17 protein-coding genes, 1 tRNA gene and 2 pseudogenes are annotated in these 20686 nt (G+C 46.8%); 9 read left to right on the top strand and 11 right to left on the bottom strand.

Annotated features, from left to right (window positions below):
- Positions 1 to 18 precede the first annotated feature (18 nt).
- Positions 19 to 729, top strand: coding sequence for a DUF72 domain-containing protein (locus tag VDIS_RS07005; protein WP_013336536.1), 711 nt, complete (start codon positions 19 to 21; stop codon positions 727 to 729).
- 1 nt (position 730) lies between these two features.
- On the opposite strand, the gene VDIS_RS07010 is transcribed toward VDIS_RS07005, so the two are convergent.
- Together VDIS_RS07010 and VDIS_RS07015 are read right to left on the bottom strand one after the other, a co-directional pair.
- A complete protein-coding gene (locus VDIS_RS07010) occupies positions 731 to 1936 on the bottom strand; it encodes an MFS transporter (RefSeq protein ID WP_013336537.1) in 1206 nt (401 codons plus the stop codon).
- A 55-nt stretch (positions 1937 to 1991) separates the two neighbouring features.
- Positions 1992 to 2930 carry a prenyltransferase gene (locus VDIS_RS07015; RefSeq protein ID WP_013336538.1) on the bottom strand — a complete coding sequence of 313 codons (939 nt, stop codon included), beginning with the start codon at positions 2928 to 2930 and terminating at the stop codon, positions 1992 to 1994.
- Positions 2931 to 3011: 81 nt separating this feature from the next.
- Between VDIS_RS07015 and VDIS_RS07020 the strand changes: the two genes are divergently transcribed.
- Together VDIS_RS07020 and VDIS_RS07025 are read left to right on the top strand one after the other, a co-directional pair.
- A complete protein-coding gene (locus tag VDIS_RS07020) occupies positions 3012 to 4439 on the top strand; it encodes a UbiD family decarboxylase (protein ID WP_013336539.1) in 1428 nt (475 codons plus the stop codon).
- 38 nt (positions 4440 to 4477) lie between these two features.
- Positions 4478 to 5311 carry an NAD(P)-dependent oxidoreductase gene (locus VDIS_RS07025; RefSeq protein ID WP_013336540.1) on the top strand — a complete coding sequence of 278 codons (834 nt, stop codon included), beginning with the start codon at positions 4478 to 4480 and terminating at the stop codon, positions 5309 to 5311.
- A 51-nt stretch (positions 5312 to 5362) separates the two neighbouring features.
- On the opposite strand, the gene VDIS_RS07030 is transcribed toward VDIS_RS07025, so the two are convergent.
- From VDIS_RS07030 to VDIS_RS07045, 4 genes are all read right to left on the bottom strand, one after another.
- Complete coding sequence (locus tag VDIS_RS07030; RefSeq protein ID WP_013336541.1) at positions 5363 to 5962, bottom strand: hypothetical protein; 600 nt, start codon at positions 5960 to 5962, stop codon at positions 5363 to 5365.
- Entirely contained in the window at positions 5959 to 7008 is a 1050-nt protein-coding gene (locus VDIS_RS07035; RefSeq protein WP_013336542.1) for an AAA family ATPase, read from the bottom strand. The genes VDIS_RS07030 and VDIS_RS07035 overlap by 4 nt, the downstream gene beginning before the upstream one ends.
- A 135-nt stretch (positions 7009 to 7143) precedes the next feature.
- Positions 7144 to 7251: transfer RNA gene (locus tag VDIS_RS07040), tRNA-Ser, on the bottom strand.
- A 45-nt stretch (positions 7252 to 7296) separates the two neighbouring features.
- Positions 7297 to 8184 (bottom strand): SDR family oxidoreductase, encoded by an 888-nt coding sequence (locus VDIS_RS07045; RefSeq protein ID WP_013336543.1) that lies wholly within the window; start codon positions 8182 to 8184, stop codon positions 7297 to 7299.
- A gap of 330 nt (positions 8185 to 8514) precedes the next feature.
- Here VDIS_RS07045 and VDIS_RS07050 point away from each other — a divergent pair, with 330 nt between their 5' ends.
- The 6 genes and pseudogenes from VDIS_RS07050 (at position 8515) to VDIS_RS07070 (ending at position 13802) form a co-directional block, all read left to right on the top strand.
- Positions 8515 to 9600 carry an AAA family ATPase gene (locus VDIS_RS07050; RefSeq protein ID WP_013336544.1) on the top strand — a complete coding sequence of 362 codons (1086 nt, stop codon included), beginning with the start codon at positions 8515 to 8517 and terminating at the stop codon, positions 9598 to 9600.
- 38 nt (positions 9601 to 9638) lie between these two features.
- Positions 9639 to 10790 carry a radical SAM family protein gene (locus VDIS_RS07055; protein ID WP_013336545.1) on the top strand — a complete coding sequence of 384 codons (1152 nt, stop codon included), beginning with the start codon at positions 9639 to 9641 and terminating at the stop codon, positions 10788 to 10790.
- A gap of 104 nt (positions 10791 to 10894) precedes the next feature.
- A complete protein-coding gene (locus tag VDIS_RS07060; protein WP_013336546.1) occupies positions 10895 to 11374 on the top strand; it encodes a PaREP1 family protein in 480 nt (159 codons plus the stop codon).
- A gap of 172 nt (positions 11375 to 11546) precedes the next feature.
- Positions 11547 to 11735: pseudogene (locus VDIS_RS13200) on the top strand (nitrite/sulfite reductase); the annotation flags it as partial.
- Positions 11736 to 11783: 48 nt separating this feature from the next.
- Positions 11784 to 12911 (top strand): annotated as a pseudogene (locus VDIS_RS07065) (nitrite/sulfite reductase); the annotation flags it as partial.
- A 48-nt stretch (positions 12912 to 12959) separates the two neighbouring features.
- Positions 12960 to 13802, top strand: a complete 843-nt coding sequence (locus tag VDIS_RS07070; RefSeq protein ID WP_013336548.1) for a DMT family transporter — start codon at positions 12960 to 12962, stop codon at positions 13800 to 13802.
- Between the two features lie 72 nt (positions 13803 to 13874).
- Here VDIS_RS07070 and VDIS_RS07075 read toward each other — a convergent pair whose 3' ends face one another.
- The 5 genes from VDIS_RS07075 to narI form a co-directional block, all read right to left on the bottom strand.
- The gene (locus VDIS_RS07075; RefSeq protein ID WP_052885797.1) at positions 13875 to 14225 is read right to left on the bottom strand and encodes a ferredoxin family protein; all 351 of its coding nucleotides are present in this window, start codon (positions 14223 to 14225) and stop codon (positions 13875 to 13877) included.
- A gap of 145 nt (positions 14226 to 14370) precedes the next feature.
- Complete coding sequence (narJ, locus tag VDIS_RS07080) at positions 14371 to 14883, bottom strand: nitrate reductase molybdenum cofactor assembly chaperone (RefSeq protein ID WP_013336550.1); 513 nt, start codon at positions 14881 to 14883, stop codon at positions 14371 to 14373.
- On the bottom strand, positions 14876 to 16399 hold the full coding sequence (gene narH, locus VDIS_RS07085) for a nitrate reductase subunit beta (RefSeq protein ID WP_013336551.1): 1524 nt from the start codon (positions 16397 to 16399) through the stop codon (positions 14876 to 14878). Before narH ends, narJ begins: the two co-directional genes overlap by 8 nt.
- A 5-nt stretch (positions 16400 to 16404) precedes the next feature.
- Complete coding sequence (locus VDIS_RS07090; protein WP_013336552.1) at positions 16405 to 19977, bottom strand: nitrate reductase subunit alpha; 3573 nt, start codon at positions 19975 to 19977, stop codon at positions 16405 to 16407.
- Complete coding sequence (narI, locus tag VDIS_RS07095; RefSeq protein ID WP_013336553.1) at positions 19970 to 20677, bottom strand: respiratory nitrate reductase subunit gamma; 708 nt, start codon at positions 20675 to 20677, stop codon at positions 19970 to 19972. The genes VDIS_RS07090 and narI overlap by 8 nt, the downstream gene beginning before the upstream one ends.
- Positions 20678 to 20686 lie beyond the last annotated feature (9 nt).

Consider the following 20686-nt stretch of genomic DNA (forward strand, 5'->3'; position numbering starts at 1 on the left):
GTTAGCAATGGTTACTCCGTGGTCAAGGTCTTTGTTGGAACGTCAGGGTGGCTCTACGACTGGAACCAGGATTCGACCTTTGATTGGTATGTAAGGAACTCCGGGCTTAATGCCGTTGAACTCAATGCATCATTCTATAGATTCCCATTCAGGAACCAGGTGGCTTCCTGGGCTAGGAAGGGCGCTGGACTTAGGTGGGCTGTTAAGGTTCATAGGTACATAACCCACGTTAAGAGACTCAAGGAAGATGCCCTGGACACCTGGCGTAGGTTTAGGGACTTGTTTCAACCGCTTGATCCATACATAGATTTCTACCTATTTCAAATGCCCCCATCCTTCGCCTATAATGATGAGAGTATGGAGAGGATTAGAACATTCGCCAGGGAAACAGGACTTGGCGCTAGGCTTGCCATTGAATTTCGCCACAAGAGCTGGTTCGGCAGTGAGGACGCCATTAATGAACTGAGGGGCTTAGGCATTACCGTAGTGTCTGTTGACGAGCCTGGTGTTACGTGGGTTAGGAGTACAAATGGCATTATTTATTTGAGGCTTCACGGTAGGACTGATTGGTATATGTATGACTATGGTGAGGATGAGCTTAGGGACCTAGCGATTAAGGCTGTCTCCCTCAATCCTAATGCGATTTACGTGTTTTTCAATAATGACCACTGGATGCTTGAAAATGCCAGGAAGATGCTGGAGATACTAAGGGGATTAACAGGGGAGTGAGTTACCTGCTCGCCCTTGACAGCATTAATAGCCCTATGATTGCTAAGGTCACGCCGACGGCCATCATCACCACCATGCCTAAACCCATGGGGCTTATTAATCCAACGATCATTGGCGCCCAACCACCAATTAACAAGCCCCAGTTATAGGATACGCCTAGCCCGCTTGCCCTGTATTGAACATCGAATTTATCAATTAATACGTATGGCACGAGACCCATCGCGAAGTTCTCGATGAACGCCAATATTACCAGGTTTATGAAGTTTGGATATAGCAATAGGGCAATTGGTGCGTAGGCCAGTGAAATCATTAACGTGCCTATTATGAACCACCTATAACTAATTGCCAGGGCTAATGGACCAGCGAGGAGGACGGCTATTACTGCGGCTATTGTCGAGATTAGCATGACACTGGGTATTATGCTCGCTGCACCGATGACCTTTAGGAAGTCTGAGTATATCAGGTATGTGGAGTAGTAAATTGTCAGTAACCCACCCGTGAATAGTATGCCGTACCCAAGCCATGCACCTCCACGCTTGAATAACAACGTCAGCGGGTTTGCCTTGGGCCTCGACCATAATGGCGACTCTACAAGCCTGCTCCTAATTATGAAGGCTAGAACCGCCACTACAGCTCCAGTACCCATGTATATCCTCCAGCCATAGGCATTGAAGGGTATTGGCCCCATGTAGGTTAGGAACATGACATTGACCATTGTTGCTATGACAACCCCTATTGGGTAGCCACTCTGTACGAATGCCGAAGTCACCTCCTTCCCCCACCTACTCCATTCCATAATCATTGCCGTACCAGGGCCCCACTCACCACCTAGGAATACTCCCTGGAGAAACCTTAACGCCAGTAGGGTTAATGGCGCGAGTACGCCTATGACTGCGTAAGTCGGTAATAGCGCTATTACTAGGGCTGATAGGCTGTAACCGAGGACAGTTATTAACAGCCCAACCCTCCTACCAAACCTGTCACCCACGTAACCCATGATAACGGAGCCAAGCGGCCTACCAATAAGCGTAGCCACTAGCGTCGATAAGCCACCAAGTAGGGAGTATGGTCCAGGGAAGAATAATTCGCCAAGTAACGGCATTATCGGCGTAACCAGAAGTGCGTCGTAACCATCCATGACCCAACCAAGGTAGGCACTAATGATAGCCCTACGCCTAATAGACTCAAGGCTTCCCTGAATACTCATACGCTAACCAGGTACGTATCGGCTATTTAAGCTATTTGCTATTTCGTACCATGTATTATATTGAGAGAGGTGGGTATATTCGAGCTATTATCATTGATACTATGAAGATTATTAAAAGGATTAACCTGACACTGAAGGGACCAGCCCACAGATTCCTAAGCTCCCTCCACCTACTTCTGACCACGTTCTCATCACCACTGAGTAACGGACCCGCCAATCTCAGTGTGCGTGGAATAAGTAATAACGATACCAGTGAAATGTAGGGTAAGTAATGCAGGATTGCTGAGATCACGATGGCTAAGTACATGAGGGCTATTGATGTGTAGACTACGTACCTCGTATTCCTAATGCCCACGAGTAATACAAGCGTTATCTTACCCACAGTCCTGCACGCATCAATCTCTAGGGCGCCTGAGCCGATTAGTATTAATAGCGTAAATAATCCGTTTGGTATACCGACGATTAATGGTGCTGGGTTTGCGTAGATGCCCGTCTGGACGATGTACGAGCCCCAGGTAACGAGAGGCCCCATGGCAAGTGCCGCAAGCACCTCGCCATAGCCCCTATAGTGGAATTTCAATGGTGGTATGCTGTAACCAACGCCAATTATTAAGCCGGCCATGGCTAGTATTAACACGGGCAAACCCACTAGGGTAAAGAGGTAAACCCCCGCCATAAAGGCTATCGCTAGGAATACATAACCTACGGTAATAACATCCCTAGGGCTCAATTTAAGGTCTATTATTGGGTGAGGTCTATGGGAGAAGCCACTGGCCCTGTACAGTATGTCTACGCCACTTAGGTAATCGTAATAGTCATGTACCAGGTTAACCCCTGCCTGGGCCAGTAGTAGAGCCGCCAGCGTTATTACGTAGATTATTGGATTGAACCTATCATTTAAGTACCAGGCCAATGCGGTGCCTAGGGTCACGGACGAGAAGGCGCTCGTTAACGTTGTCGGGCTGAATGACATTAACCAGGTCTTAATACCCATCATATCATGATAGCCACGAATACATTTTAAGGATTTCCATAGAGGAAACCGTTATTTGCCCCAATATGCGTTGTTCTTTAGGTGGCTATTAAGGACCTCAGAACCTTCATTAGGGCCCTGGAGGAAAGGAGGGACCTCGTCAGGATAAGTGAACCACTTAGTGTTGATCTCGAGGTTGCTGCATTACTGAGGGAGTTGATGTATAGGGGTGGTCCTGCCGTAATAATCGAGAGGACCAGGGAGGGCACATTGCCAATAGTCGGCAATCTATTTGGTAAGTGGGATAGGGTGATGCTCGCCATGGAAGGTAACGACCCAGAGACCGCAGCCTCTAAATTAACGGACCTACTAAATCTTAGGATTCCCCAGGGATTGTTCGACGCCTTAAAATCCCTGAATGAGTTGAGGAGGTTTTCGCAGTACTTCCCTAGGAGTGTTAATGATGGGCCAGTTAGGGAGGTTGAGTGGAGTAACATTGATTTAACGAAGATACCTGCCATCAGGCAGTGGGTTCATGAGCCTGGTAGGTTCATTACCTTTGGGATAACGTTCGTTAAATACGGCAACTACAGGAACTTTGGCTACTATAGGCTGCAGGTGGTTGGTAGGGATAGGTTCGTGATGCATTGGCAGCCTTGGCGCAGGAGTGCAATGTATGGAGAGCTTAGTGAGAAGGCGGAGGTTGCTGTTGTCTTTGGTCCTGACCCAGTGACGATGCTTATGGCAGGCATTTCAATACCGCATCCACTGGATAAGCTCCTGGTCACTGGGGTGCTTAGGGGCGAGGGTGTTGAGTTGGTGAGAGGTTCGACCGTGGATGTTGAGTACCCAGCAAATGCGGAGTTGGTTATCGAGGGTGAATTGACCGGTGAATACGTTAGGGAGGGACCGTTTGGCGACCACGTGGGTGTTTACTCAATAGCCAAGGAGTACCCTGTGGTTAAGGTTAAGGCCATTTACTCTAGGAGGGATCCCTTGATACCCGTCACGGTCACTGGGAGGCCTGTGCTCGAGGATGGGAACATAATTAGGTTTGGAACGAGGGTTGTGAAACCCCTCCTAAAGCAAATACTCCCTGAGCTGGTGGATATTGAAATACCGCCCGAGGGCTTGGGCTACGTAATCATTACATCGATTAGGAAGAGGTACCCTGGACACGCCAGGAGGGTTATGACGGCATTATGGGGCTTAGTACCTGTACTGGGTAAGGTCGTGATTGTGGTGGATCATGACGTGGACGTCAGGGATTGGGGTCAGGTAATGTACGCGGTGGCTGCTCACGTTAATCCATCGAGGGACATACTCATAATTGATAATTACCCAGTGGAGGAGCTCGACCCATCAACGCCAGTTCCAAACCTGGGTAGTAAGGTTGGCATTGACGCAACTAGGAAGCTCCCCGAGGAGTATGGTGGTAAGGAATACCCGATGGATGTTACGGCGCCTAGCGACGTAATTGACAGGGTTAGGAGGATCGTGGATTCAATCATGGGCAGGTCAAGGAATTGACGATATGCATATTTAGGGCTTAAGACAGTAACTGGGTAATGAGGGCGTGCATAATCGGTTTAGGTAGGATGGGTAGGGGTATGGCTATTAATCTCGTTAGTAGGGGCCACGTGGTCTACGGCTATGACATCAATAAGTCCATATATGCAGCCTTAAGTAATGCCGGTGTGAAGACTGTGGATAGTGTGGGACAGTGCGGTGATGCTGATTACGTAGTCCTCGCATTACCCACTGGTAGGGAGTCTGCCCAGGTACTGAGTGAATTAAGTACTAACGCTGTGATAGTAGACACAACCACGATGAGTCTGGCGGAGCTTGAGCAGGTACTCTCCATAGTCCGTAACAGGGGGTTTAGGTACATAACCGCCAGGCTTGAAGGTGGGCCGAAACAAGCCGAGAGCGGATCTCTCGTGATGTTTATTGGTGGTGATGAGCAATTGTATAAGCAGTCAGAGGAATTCCTTAGGCAATTGGGCACCCCGATCTACATTGGCACCCACGAGCAAGCCACATTACTTAAGTTAATCAGTACGTCAATAATCATAGCCAACACCATGATACTAGCCGAACTATCACCGTTGATGAAGGATGTTGGTCTAGACACGAATACCCTAGTCAAGGCGCTAAGCATGAGTGGAGCCGACTCGGCGCAGTTAAGGGCTAGGCTACCCTGGATACTAAGCGGTAACTACCCAGAGTCCTTCTCAATAGACCTCGCGAAATACGTGATTGACGAAACAATAAAGCACTCAATGAGTAAGGGCAGGTCATTACCAATAATGACCATAATCGATAAACTCCTTGAGATAGCCAGGAGTGAAGGTAAAGGGAGGGGAGACTTCTCCGAAGCGGCCGAGATCCTAAAGAAGTAAATTCTGAAGTGCAAGGATGCATTACGTTAAATCCTTAACCGGAGCGCCCGGCTAATCCTTTTTCAATAAGTTAATTATAGACCGTATTTCGCCTTCGGAATTTAATACCTCATTGACATTGCCGGATTTAGAAATTAAAATACCCAGGTCGTGATAAAAGTCATGCAGGTTAGGCCAGTAATCAATACCTCCTAGACCCAACACATCTCTATATTTCCAGACCACATACATTGCCAGGTAAGCCTTCTTCTTACTATCCTCATTCCCGCTTTCACTCTCCAGGAGCATCATTATTAATTTATCACGTTGTTTATCCCTAAGCATCCCTTGGACAACTTCGAAGATCAACTCATCAATGTTCCTATGATTCAAATAATGCATTATAGCTCCATTACATGAAATACCCCTTGCATCACCATCAAGCAATACATGAACCTCAATCTTAATATCGGGCTTATCTTGAATAATCGTATTAACCCGTTCACATACATTATCCTTACCGCCGCCCTCGCATATACAGGTATTCTCAGACTCTCCATAATAGCAATCATATTTAATACCATCGCACTTCCTCAAAGTCCTAATTCCTAAAAGGCCAAGGATAAATTTAAGATCACTTTTACCCTCCACGAAAATTATCCGCTTAATCATAGGCAATTACCCCTTAAATCCTCATTAAGCTCCCCAACTCTTCTACTTGCCTCCCTACCATCGTAAATCCTCAATAAGCCCCTTGCGTTACTTTCAATTACTAACAATTCATCTAAATCCACATTATTTAACATTGCATTAAGCATTTCGCTACTTTGCGTAGTGATTATCCACTGAACATCCTTAGTATCACTCATTAATTCAGCAACCTTATTCATTAACCATGGATGCATATGTAACTCCACATTATCATACATCACTATCTCCCTCGATGCGGCAAGGACCATTAATGCCAAGCCTAAGTAACCACTGCCAAGATACTGTATTGGCCTCTCCCCATCCTTCACAACAAAGACTATGTTATGCTTATCAAACTCATCCGGCTTAAGCCCCATGAAACTTATCTCAACACCCTCGAAGACCTTATTAAACAGTTTAATGGCTTTGGCGTAATCAACAATCTTCATTAATGAACCAATGAATTGCGGTGTTAATGGATTGGGCGTTGATAGTGCTATGAAGTCGTAGTTAACGCCATCAATCTTATTAACAGTAATATTAATGCTGTATTGAACTTGCTGTGGAAACATGCTCACCGGTATTACGTCAACCCTGAGGAAACCCCTCTTGTTTCCTTTTTCAGCAATTGCAGCCTTGGTGAATGGGTTCACAGGCATTAATGGTTGTGCTGAAAATGATGGCTGTTGAAGCTTAATTAGTTCTTCAATACTTGTGGTCTTGACCTCCACGTCATCAACCATGAGCTTGAATCCGTCGTTCAAGAGCCTATAAAGCCAAAATTCATCCATCCTAAGGGTTGAAGCCACGGTAAATAGGGATTGTGCACGACTTGGGTCAGTCAGCATCAGTAATGATGCTGCTAATGCCTCGAGTATTGAGGTTTTAAATGAGCCGTTGCAGCCGGTCAATACGTTAACTCTGCTAAGTGTAAGCTCATTATTTAAACCGCCAGATTTGCCTTTAACACTAACATTAAACTTTCTTCTCCTAATCTCCTCAATCATGATCCTCTTAATATGAGCCATTAAACCTCACACAATTAAAGTAGTATCATTATGCTATACTATAAAGTTTTAATCCTAACCTTAATCATAACTATGCCGTATTTCACGATCATACTCATCTCTTAATCTTAGAAAGCGTCGAAACGATGACCGTGTTGGTGCCGGGGCCGGGATTTGAACCCGGGCCCCCTTGCGGGGACGGACTTTAAGGTTCCCTGCGGAATCTCCAGGCCCGCGCCTTGGACCTGGCTCGGCCACCCCGGCAAACCAACAAACCATTAACTGCGATTTAAAGCTTTCCTTCATGGACTATGTCCTTACCATCGACCTTTCGATCTCCAATTCCTTCCTAAATATTGATAGTGCATGATCTATATCATTGAGCGGTATTCCTAATAATTCAATTGCTCTCTTATTACTTAGGCTACTGTCCCTTGGTCTTCGGGCTTTGTAATTAACATCACTTAGCTTTATTGGTTTTATTAACTCCTCGTTAAATCCGAAGTGTCTGGCTATGGCCTTTGCGAACTCATACCTACTTAGTCTTGGTCCAACTACGTGTATTATTCCGCTAAATCTCATGTCTAATAACTTCACGAAGGCTTCACCAATTATTGTGTTTAATGTTGGTGATGACCACTGATCAGTTATTGCCGTGACCACCTCACCCCTCATCAACTTCTCGACCACGGTCTTGCCAAAGTTGGCTCTCCCTGGCCCCGTGCCATAAATCCAGGCAACCCTAATTATGGAACCACCCAATGCTCTTGTGATCTCCTCCGCCATTAGCTTTGTTAATCCGTAATAATTAACGGGTCTTGGCGCATCATCCTCCGAGTACATACCCCTCTCACCATCAAATACGTAGTCCGTGGATAGGTAGTAAATGGCCGAGCCGCTCCTATACGCAGCAGTGAGCAAGTCCCTGCTGGCCACCACGTTAACCCTATAACAAAGCTCTAGCTGCTCCTCGCACTGGTCGACGTTGCCTATTGCGGCCATGTGTATAACCACGTCGGGCTTATAATCGTTAATTAATCTAGCGGAATCCCTGGTTATGTCGGCCTTAACCACGGTGACGCCGGGTATGTTGATGGGGTGCTCATTATAGGTGCCAATAACCTCATACTTATTAACTAGGCTAATGGCTGTTTTATACCCAGGTGATGAACTAACACCAGTAATTAATACGATCATCATGAATAAATCAAGTCAATTATTTATAAGGAATTTCAGGAAAGGCTTATGGTATGGTCTTACGATTATTAATGAGTAAGGTTAATTAAACCACAGGATTACTAAGTAGGTTGAGGGAGGACTCGAGAGCCGTGAAGCCCACGGCCCGATGAACTGTCGCTCCTCCGGAGCGGCCACACTCCTTACCTACTCATCCTTTATTGTCATGCATTGCTCATAAACGTGCCTTAACTCATTATTAATGCGTTAATCTCAGTATGTGAAGGTTATGGTTTGGTTTCTCGACTAAAATATTTATTGGGGTACTATAAATAATTTGGGGTTACCCAAATGTTATTTAGTATCGAACCTAAGAGCAGGAGAGAGGATCTCTATGATTTTAATCATGAACTGGAAATGCTTATGAGGTTCTTAAGGAGTTCGAGGTTAACGTTAGTTACTGGCCTTAGGAGGACTGGTAAGACATCGCTATTAAAGGTTGCACTTAATGAGGCTGGCATTGATTATGTATACGTAGACGTCAGGCTTAGCTTGTACGCAAGTTACCGTGACGTAATTGACTTATTCATACAGGCACTTAATGAACTTCTGCGTAGGAGGTCCTCGATTAGGGATAAGATAATTAATGCACTTAGAGGTATCGAGGGCCTAAGGATTTCCGTTAACCCGCCTGAAATTTCGGTTAGGTTTAGGGGTAAGCCACGGGTTAGTGTTGCCGACCTGCTCATTAGGCTTAATGAGGTTGGTGGGCCTGTGATAATAGCGATTGATGAGGCCCAGGAGTTGAGGAGGGTTAATTGGCTTAGGTTTGATAGGTTATTTGCTTACATCTTTGATAACTTGCCGAACATAAGGCTGGCACTATCGGGTTCGCAGGTCGGTCTCCTTTACGACTTCCTTGGGCTTCACGACCCGAAGGCGCCACTCTTCGGTAGGGCGTACGTGGAGGTTAAGACGAGGAAGCTAAGCCCTGACGAGTCTCTCGACTTCCTTGAGCGAGGCTTTAACCAATTAGGCATTAACTGCCCTAAGAACGTCCTCGAGAGGGCCGTGGAGACTTTCGATGGTATTATTGGTTGGTTAACGTACTTCGGCTATACATACTCAATGAGAAGGTCTGCTGACTTTGATGAAATAATGAAGGATGCGGTACAATTGGCGCTTAATGAGTTACGAAACCTAGTTTCCTCGCTTAGGAGTGTTAGGTATGCCGTGATTTTAAGGGTGTTGGCTAGGGAACCAATGCCCTGGAGGTTAATTAAGCGTAGGCTTGAGGATTATGAAGGCAGGGAAATAAATGCCGCAACGGTTTCCGAATTACTGGGTAATCTAGTGGACCTGGGCATTGTCGAGAAGGCTGATGATTACTATAGGATTTCCGACCCAGTGTACAGGCTCGCTGCCGAGTACCTGTAAGGGTTTAATACGGGCTGTGATTAATACCATCACTACCAATGGACCTAATTAAGTACTTGGAGTTCAAGGAGAGGCTGAGGAATAGGTTGGAGAATGAGTTGAGCGAGGAGTCGATAGAGAGGGCGAGAAGAGATCCGCATGCAAGGAGGTATCCAAGGCCGTGCGGCATGACGATACACACGGGGGTAGGCTGCACGTACTCATGCACCTACTGCTACATCTACGACATGGGGTTCCCGCACAGGGCCGTGCCATACCCACTAAGCGGTAAGGAATTGCTCTATGCATTGACACTAAACCCGTATGTGGTGCTTGGGCCTGGTGGTACGATGCTTGCCATCGGCTCCGTGACCGAGCCCTTCCTACCTGAAACCAGGGAGAGAGCCCTTGAGTATATCGAGGTCCTGGGCCCACTTGGTAATCCGCTACAGATCAGCTCTAAATCCGTCCTTAGCGATGATTACATAATTAGGATCAGGGAGCATGCGCCACGCATTAGCTTTCTCGAAACTGTGGTGTGCCTTAGGGATTGCAGGAAGATAGAGCCCCTGGCACCAGACCCGGTGGATAGGCTGAGGTTCGCGGGTAGGCTCGTTAAGGCTGGAATAAACGTTTCCCTATTCATAAGGCCAATAATACCCGGTATAACCGATAGGGACGCCCGCGAAATACTGTCAATGGCGAGGGAGCTTGGTGTGAGGTCTGTGGTGCTTGGTACGCTTAGGGTTACCGCGGGCATCTATGAGAGGCTTAGGGCCGTTAGTATTGACCTAAGCCTTAGACTACCAGGTAGTAAGTTGGGTAAGGAGCAGGTACCAATTAGAGCCAGGGATTTGAAGGATAAAATATCGTCAATCGCCCGTGGGATGGGCTTTAGGGTTTATGAGTCAGCATGTGGAGCTAATATCGAGGCTTCTGGACTGGGGTGTTACGCCTGTAAGTGGGGGCCTTGTGGTGATATGAGTAAGTTGCCTAATATGGACGCTAATGAGGTTAATGAGTTTATTAAGCACTTAGGTTATTCCGGGCATGTTGAGCAATTAAGGGATAACAGAATCGTTATTAGGCTTGATAGGGGTGATGCACGTAGGGTTGAGGCCTTGCTCAGAGAATTGCTTAGGCGTGAGGTCATTATTAGGGGTTTCGCAAGGCATCGTTGCTTAGGTAGTATATGCAGTGATTTTGATTGACCAGGTACTTAATGGGTGGATTGCGGTCCGTAAGTTAGTGATTATTACAATGGCTGCCACCTTAAAGTAAGGCAAATTAATTCATAAATACATAGTGTATTAACATGCAGGAGTTGCCTAAGCCTTGGTTTGACCTTGATGGTTATAGGAGGACTAGGTTGCTTGAGGCTAGGTATGAGGCTGAGTTGGCTAGGAGGTTCCTTGATGAAGGGTTGACTAGGAACGCGGCTGGCAAGGCTTATCAAGCATGGAAGGCTCTTGTGGCTGCATTTGCGGCTGAGAATAGAGATAAGCTTAAGGATGTATTTAAGGGTGTGGTTAGGCTGAGGGGCAATAGGGTTATTAATAAGGTTGACTGGATCATCGCCTTAATGCCAAGCAATGCGCTGAAGCGGGTATCGCAGGTGATAGGCGGTGACATTAATGTATATACAAACCTAGCAATAATGCTTCATCAGTATCAATACAATGGGCCGGATAAACAGGGAATACTCAGCCAGTACTGGGATGATGAATCGGCTAAGGCGGACATCGTGCAGTTATTAAGCGTTATTGACAGGTTATTACGTGAGAAAGGAATCTAAGTACCTTTGCTTTCCTCGAAACCACCCTCATTTAAGCATCGTCTCATGTGCGGTAATAAAGGCTTAAATAATGCGTGGACGTGGTTTTACAGTGTCTTCGTTTAAGTACTCGGACGTTTACAGGATTGTGTATCCAAGGAGGCATGAGGGTATTTATAAGAACCGTGGCGATAATCCCTGGGTATCAATAAGGATTAGGCAGGGTGTCGGTCGTGACCCAAGCAAGTGGTTTTCGAACCAATTAAGGGTTATTGCCGAGGTCAGTAAGGTTTACGGTGATGGTAGGGCCATGCTCGGCACCAGGGGTGATATTGAGATCTTCAAGGTCGATTTCAGACTTTTCGATGAGGTAGTAGCCAAGCTTAAGGAGGTCGGCCTTGACCCAAGGGACTCCTGCGGAAACTCTGTTAGGAATCCAATACCGTGCACCTCCCAGTTCTGCCCATATGCCCACATAAACGCTGAGGCGTTGTCCACATTCATAGGCGATTACTTTAGGTATAGGAGTGAGTATGAGCAACCCTCGTTACCTCACAGAATTAAGATATCAATTTCGGCGTGCGAAAGGGCTTGCGCGGTGCCCGTTGCCCAGGACATAGGCATTGTGGCCAAGCCCAATGGTAAGTTCGACGTGTACCTGGGCGGTGGAATAGGTGAGCACGCCTTCAGCGCTAAATTAGCCTTTACTGACGTTGATGCGGAGGATTTACTACCAATCTGTGTGGGTGTTGCCGAGGTCTTTAGGAGGTCTGGCGAGAGGAGGGGATTCAAGTGGGTGGTTAAGTTACGTGGTCTTGATAAGGTTAAGGAGGAGGTTATGGCAATAGCCAGGGAGATCAAACCTAAGCTACCCAAGCCGCCCGATTTGACTCCAAGGTTCATTAAGTCAAGGATTGTGAAGGTCCCATACCCAACTGGCTGGGTTACCGCTGATGAATTGATTAAGTTGGCTGATGTGGCTGAGAGGTATGGGTTTGGCTACGTACTATTATTTAATAACCAAAGCGTCTACATACCAATCCGTGAGGGGGTCAATAAGATTGAGGAATTGAACAATTATGAGATTAGGGATCCAGGGCCCATATATCCCGAGGGCCCAATAACCGTTGCATGCCTAGGGAATGAACTATGCCCACCAGGCCTAATAGACACCACCGGGCTCGGCCGTAAAATACACGTACACTTAAGTAGGCTCAATGAGCCAATTAGGGTCGGCATTAGTGGGTGCACGCATGATTGCGGCATGTCGTGGGTCTCGGACATAGGTTTCGAACCATTTGGTTCTAAGACGAGGATCTTGATAACAATGGGTGGTTCACCGACGGCCCTGGGCTTTGTCATTGGCACGGTTGACCCAGGGGATGCGGAGCTCGCGGCGCAGGTTTTACTTGAGATGTATAGGGAGTCAGGTGTTCGTGGGGTTAGGGACTTCGTGACTAAGGTTGGCGTTGATACTATTAGGAGCGAGCTGGTTAAACGTGCGCCTTCCTTTAAACCGCCGGATAAGGACATTAGTATTGTTTTTGGGCCTGACTAGCCTATGGAGAATATGCTTTAAAGCATTGTTTACTTAGTTCTTCGGCTTATGATTATTGAGGACTTACCTGCATTATTAACAGCCGTTATCTGGGCCTGGGCATCAATAATGTATGGAGACTTCATGAAGAGGATGCACCCATTGACGGTGAACTTCCTCAGGATGCTTTATGCCTCAGTAGTACTCCTAATCCCGGCAATGGTGCTGGGGCTTAATTACGGAGCCATATGGGGCTCCCTGAGCGGCTTGCTTTCGCTCGTCATTGGCGACTCACTATACCTATTCTCAATAAACTACTCAGGCGTCTCAATAGCCGCACCAGCATCCTACACCTACATACCATTGACAGTGTTATTCGCGGTATTCCTAGGCGAACCACTGACAATAACGAAGCTAATGGCCAGCATATTATTAATACCTGGCGTCTACCTACTATCCCGCGGTGGTGGTTCAAGGAGGGAAATTAAGGGTTTATTCCTCGGGCTCGCCGCGGCCGTTGCATGGTCGGCGGGTCAAACAATGATTAAGATTGCCGATATTGCTGGGTTAAATCCCATTTCCATAGCCTTCACGAGGGTTGCAGCGGCCGGTATCGTACTATTCATGGTTAATCGCCTCACAGGAAGTAACATTGCTAAGGCCGTTAGGGAGACGGTACGTAGTTACTTACCCATTATCGCCGTACTTGACCTGGGCCTTGGCGTTGCCCTGTTCGCCCTTTCAATGGATTTAATAGGCCTTGGGCTTACTGTGATACTGACGGGCTCCATGCCGTTGATAGCGCAGGTCATGTCAAGCATCATGGGTAGGGAGAGGTTCAGTATTGTTAAGTTCCTCGGTGCATTAATAATAGTGGTGGCAATAATACTAGTAATGTTGAGTTGGCCCTAAAGCTCCTCAATATAAAGCTGGAAATTGAAGGAAAAACAGGGTTGATTTTAAGGGGATGCCCTCTCTAACCTATCATGATGTTTTAGCTGGTTTACCTGTTATCCCGTACTTCTGAGCCCACTCCTCAAATACCTTTTGCTCCTCTGGCGTTAACTCATGACTGAACCTATACCACCCATCCTTCTTCCTCGCGGTCTCAGGTGATTCGGGGGTCTTCCATATGCAGTTCACTGGGCATACGGGTATGCAGGAGAAATCATCATAACATAGGTCCCATATTAGCCTCGCCTTACCATTCTCATCAAGCTCCCATGCCTGGTATGGGCACACACTTACGCACGCACCACAGCCAATACATATGTCCTGATCATCAATAACCCTTATGTACTTCCTTAGCTCCTCAGCAGGCTTTCTCTGAGCCATGGCTGGTCTTAGTAGGATTACCTCTCCCCTTTTATACGGATTACTATTGAGACTATCGTACGTCAATTCACGTAAGAAGTCTCAATTACTTTTCCGTTCTCACCGTAAAAATAAATAATCTATATTTTTACGAGAAACTGATCGCTCATCGCTCAATTTCACTTAGCATGATCTTCACGGCATTGAGAAGGTGGATGTAAGGATTTTCCTGGGGCATGTTCTTCCTTATTTTATCAATGACATCGCTTAGTATATTTACTAAATGCTTGAACTGGGTATCCTTTATGCATTTATTGTTGCATTTTGCTATGAACCTAAGTATTGTTGGTATGTAGTCGGGTAATTCACTCCTGTTATAATTAAATCCATACTTATTGTAAAGCTCCATTAAGCTTGCCAGGAACAAACCCCTCTTACTTCTATCGCCATAAACGTGGTATGATAGGTAAAGATTAGTTTTACTTGACATGTCGAAGGTTTCCACGTAAATTTCTTGCAAATAGTAAAGATCACGGCTTAATACCTCCCTTATGAAAATTTCAATCTCCCCAATACCATAACCATCATTGACGCTCATTAATTTTAAATCACTAATTAACCTAGCCGTTGGGTATTCGAGCAGATCCGCGATTAATTCAAGGATCGACTGCCTATTCATTGAAGGCCTCCCTACTGATTCTTATCTTTATCTTACCATTACTAATAAATTGATTTCTTAATTCAGGCACAGCCTCCTTAAACTGATCATACCCACACATACCCTGCTCCGAATAGGCATTAAGCATGTTCTCCTTATGTGACTTAGGTATTACGAACCTATCCTCATACTTAGCAATAGCCAACAGCCTATACATTTCAAGTACGTCTTGCTCCGTTAATCCAACCTCCTTAAGCGCATCCTTATTAGGGCTTTTAAGCTCAAGGCTCCTCATGTAGATCCTCATCGCCAATAACCTCTTAAGGGCATTACGTATTAACTCCTCATTGCCCGCAGTAAACATGCTTGCTAAGTACTTAATGGGTATCCTTAATGAATCAATTTTCGGAAATACATCCTCCGGCGCTACCTCACCTAACTCCTCACCACCAAACAGCCTGAGCACGGGGCTTAGTGGTGGTACGTAAAATACCATGGGTAGGGTCCTATACTCCGGGTGTAGTGGGAAGGCTATGCGCCACTTTTTAACGAGCTTATAGGTTGGTGATCTTTGGGCAGCCTCTATCCAATCATCCCAAATACCATTATCCTTAGCCAACTTTATAACCTCCGGATCACTTGGATCAAGTATTATCGATAATTGAGCATCCACCAATTTCTTTGGGTCGGGTTCAGAGGCCGCCTTCAGTACGGAATCGGCATCATAAAGCAATATTCCAATATACCTAATCCTGCCAACGCATGTTTCCGAGCATACCGTAGGTAGTCCATTCTCAATCCTTGGGTAGCAGAATGTGCACTTCTCAGCCTTATGGGTCTGCCAATTAAAGTATACCTTTTTGTACGGGCATGCCGATACGCAGAATCTCCAACCGCGGCATCTTCCCTGGTCAACAAGCACAATGCCATCCTCCTCCCTCTTATAGATGGCGCCTGACGGGCATGCGGCAACGCATGGCGCGTTAAGGCAATGATTGCATATCCTGGGCAGGTAGAACATGAACGTCCGCTCAAACTCAAGTTTAATCTCCTCCTCAAGACTTGCCAAATTAGGGTCTTGGGACGCTATTTCCGGTGAGCCTGCAAGGTCATCATCCCAATTAGGACCCCACCTAACCTCCACTTCATCACCTGTTATTAATGACCTTGGTTTAGCAACAGGTTGCTCACCCTGTTCAGACTCTATTAGTCGTTCATAATCATAGGTCCAAGGCTCGTAATAATCATCAATAGTAGGTAGGTATGGGTTATAGAATATCCTCAGCAATCTTGAGATCTTACCGCCAATCCTAAGCCTAAGCCTTCCATTTCTCAACTCCCAACCACCCTTATATCTCTCCTGATCCTCCCAACGCCTCGGATACCCAATACCCGGCCTTGTCTCGACATTATTCCACCACATGTACTCCGCACCCGGTCTATTAGTCCAGGTATTCTTGCACGTTATACTACACGTATGGCAGCCAATGCACTTATCGAGGTTCATGACCATGGAGATGTGGGCCAGGACCCTCATCACCATCACCCCAACCTCCTAATTATCACAACCTCATCTCTCTGGGTACCGACTGGGCCGTAGTAATTAACCGCCCAACTTAATTGGGCATAACCACCGATCATGTGCGTCGGCTTAACCCTAACCCTAGTGGCACTGTTATGGGTACCACCCGGCCTATTAGTCAGTTTGGACCTACCGACATTCACAGTCCTCTCTTGGGCATGATACATGATCACGGTACCCCTCGGAACTCTTATCGACGTGACAGCCCTAGCCACGATTACACCATTCCTATTAATCACCTCGACCCAATCATTATCCTTAATACCCACCTCCTTCGCATCATCGCTATTAATCCAAATAACGGGACCCCCTCTAAATAGCGTTAGCATTATTTGATTATCCATGTATGTTGAGTGTATCTGCCACTTACCATGCGGCGTCAAGTAACGTGCAACCAAGTACTTACCACTAATGCTAGGTCCCTCACCGCTATTAAACGGTACCTGGACAACGGGAGGTTTATACGTCGGTAGCTGCTCCCCAAACTCTATGATCCACTCATGATCCAGGTACACGTGCTGCCTACCCGTCAACGTCCTCCAAGGCACTAAGTCCTCCACATTTAATGCAAATGGCGTATATGGCCTCTCCTCAGATTCCTTACCGCTCCAAATAGGTGTCCTTAACACCCTCCTTGGTTGGTAGGATAGATCACTGAAATGTATCACCACCTCTCTTTGATTTTCCACAATATGCGTTAAGTCAATACCAACCCTACCACTAAGCGCCTTGTATGCCTTATACGATGCCTCGCCATTAGTCGTACTAGATAAATGCAGTATTGCCTCAGCAACCTGATAATCCCTAACCAATAGTGGGTGACCGTGCTCGTCAATCCCATTAAGTCTACCGACTCCCTCATACTCCTCCCTGGCACTCCACGTAATACCCTTAGCACCTATTGAATCCTTAATTAGGGGACCAAGTGTGATCATCTTATGGTACACATCGCAGTAATCACGCTCAACAATAACAATGTTCGGGCCAGACCTATTGCCCAGTTCACCAGGCGTATCATGCAGTAACGGTACAGCAATCACATCCTTGACCTTGCCTAGGTATTTGCACGCCATCTCACTGAATTTCTTGGCTAACGCCACGAATATGTCCCAATCAGCCTTAGCCTCCCAGGGTGGTGGTATGGCCTGGTTAAATGGATGTATAAACGGATGTAGGTCCGTGGTGCTTAGGTCATTCTTCTCATACCAGGTCGCCGCAGGTAGCACTATGTCTGAGTATAGCGCTGATGTGCTCATCCTGAAGTCAATCGTGACCACTAAGTCAAGCTTTCCTATGGGTGCGGGTTCACGCCAATTGACGAGCTTAGGCTTTATCAATCCCTCCTTAGCCATCACCGAATTATCTGTGCCTAGTAGGTGCTTGAGTACGTACTCATGACCCTTACCACTCGAGGCGAGGAAGTTAGCCCTCCACATGAATAATACCCTTGGGAAGTTTTCCGGTGCGTCGGGATCCTCGACAGCGAACCTTATGTTACCCCTCGTAAGTCCTTCCTTTACGTACTTAATAACCTCCTCATCACTCCTTGCCCCAGCCTTGGTGGCTTCATCATAGAGTCTTATTGGATTGATGTTGAACTGTGGATAGAATGGTAACCACCCATTCTTGACCGCAATAACGTTATAGTCCACTGGATGCTCATACTCGGGGTTAACGGCAACCTTACCCATGCTTAGGTCCTCATACCTATATTGGTCACTGTGTATGTAGGACCATGACGTGGTGTTCTGGAGCCTTGGTGGTCTAACCCAATCCTGGGCGAAGGCTATGTGGGACCAGGAATCAAGGGGCCTAACCTTCTCTTGACCCACGTAGTGCGCCCAGCCACCTCCATTAACACCTATGGTTCCGAGCAGCATAAGCATTGTTATTATCGCTCTATAAATGAGGTCTGAGTGGTACCAATGGTTAATGCCTGAGCCTACGATGACCATAGACCTACCCCCAGTCAACTCAGCATTCCTAGCGAACTCCCTCGCAACCCTAATTGCAACCTTCCTATCAACACCCGTTATCATCTCCTGCCAAGCCGGCGTAAATGGCTTAGGATCATCATAACTTGATGGATAATCACCAGGTAAGCCCCTGTTGACACCTACATGGGCAAGCAGTAGGTCGTAGACAGTCGTGACCAGTAAGTCCTTATTACCAATACTCAATCTCTTAACGGGAACTCCCCTGATGATTGGTATTGGCCCCTTATCATCAAAAACGTAGGTCTGAACCAATACTATATCATCATGCATGCCCAATAATGTTAACGCAGGATCTATGGGTTTACCCGTTATTGAGTCCTCGAGCTTAAGGTTCCACCTACCCTCATTACTCCACCTAAATCCAATACTACCATTGGGGATAGCTAACTGCTTAGTATTTAAGTCAAGGACTACGGTCTTCCACTCCGCATTTGGTACATTCAGCCCTAAGTCTGAAGCCCTCAGAAACCTACCCGGTATGTAGGAATCTCCACTCCTCTCTAATACTACTAAGAACGGTAAGTCTGTATACCTCTTAACGTAGTTTATGAAGTAATCCACCTGCCTATCCACGTAGAACTCCCTCAATATGACGTGAATCATCGACATAGCCAAGGCAGCATCAGTGCCGGGCTTAGGCGCTATCCATAAGTCTGCGAATTTTGTAACGTCGGTATAATCCGTGGTCACAACGACCACCTTCGTACCTCTATACCTGGCCTCAGCTAGGAAGTGGGCGTCTGGGGTCCTCGTCATGGCTATGTTCGTGCCCCAGACAATTATGTACATTGAGTTGAACCAATCAGCACTCTCATGCACGTCAGTCTGCTCACCCCATACCTGTGGTGACGCGATTGGTAGGTCCGCATACCAATCATAAAAGCTTAGCATCACACCACCTATTAACTCAAGGAATCTCGACCCAGATGAGAAGCTTACCATGGACATTGCGGGTATTGGCGTGAAGCCAAATATTCTATCTGGCCCGTAGGTCCTTATTGTGTATATCAGCGCCGCCGATATTAATTCGAGGACCTCATCCCAGGAAGCCCTAACAAAGCCGCCCTTACCCCTAGCTGACTTATACCTACTGGCTAACCCTGGGTTTGTGACTATGTACTCCCAAGCCCTCACGGGATCCCCTGTCTTCGATATCGCCTCCCTCCATAGCCTCATGAGCTCACCCCTAACGTATGGATGCTTGATACGTAATGGGCTGTATATGTACCACGAGAATGACGCACCCCTCGGGCAGCCCCTCGGCTCGTACTCAGGCATGTTTGGTCCATTGGTTGGGTAATCAACCGCCTGATGCTCCCAAACCACTATACCATCCTTAACATAGACCCTCCAGCTACATGAACCTGTGCAGTTAACGCCGTGTGTCGACCTAACCACCTTATCATACTGCCAGCGATTCCTGTACAGGTCCTCCCAAGCCCTATCCGCATTATCCAACTCACTCCATCCATTGTTAAACCTCTCTCTGGGCAGGAAGTGCCTGAAGACCTCCTTAATGAAGTTGGCCTTAGGCATGGACAATCACCTCGGGCCTCCTGGCCCTTCTGTATATTATCCAAGCCCTCCTCAGATAGAATATTGGGTAGCTCCACACGTGGACTAACCTGGTGAATGGCCACACGAGGAATAGTATGTACGCGAAGATTATGTGGAGCTGGAACGTTATTGGCACGCCAACCATATAGTTGGAGTTGGGCTGTAGTATGAGGACAGACCTCAACCACGCGCCAATAGTTGACCTGTAGGGGAATGGGTGTACGAATATGTCGTATATCAGCGTGTTGTAGAGCCCGAGAGACATGATTATCAGTATTAGCACAAGCACGAGTATGTCAGTGACATCACTGGTCTTCCTAACCCTGGGTATGAGGAGCCTCCTCAGGAAGAGTATCCAGGCACCGAAATAAGCAACAAGTCCTGACACACCGCCCAGTACTATGGCGACCTTATGATACTCCTCACTAGCTATCCCCATGGCCTGGGTAACGCTGGGCGGCACGAGTAGACCCACTATGTGGCCAAGGATCACAATTAGTATGCCCCAGTGGAAGAGCTGAGAACCAATGTTCAACCAACGCTTCTCAAGCAATTCACTGGACTTTGATGTCCATGCATACTGGTCAACCGCATACCGATACACGTGACCCCCAATGAAGACCACAATGACTATGTAGGGAAGAGAGACCCAAAGAACCTCGTCAAGCGGCGTTACCATGACATCACC

Origin of the sequence: Vulcanisaeta distributa DSM 14429 (genome assembly GCF_000148385.1) — an archaeon.
GTDB lineage: Archaea > Thermoproteota > Thermoprotei > Thermoproteales > Thermocladiaceae > Vulcanisaeta > Vulcanisaeta distributa.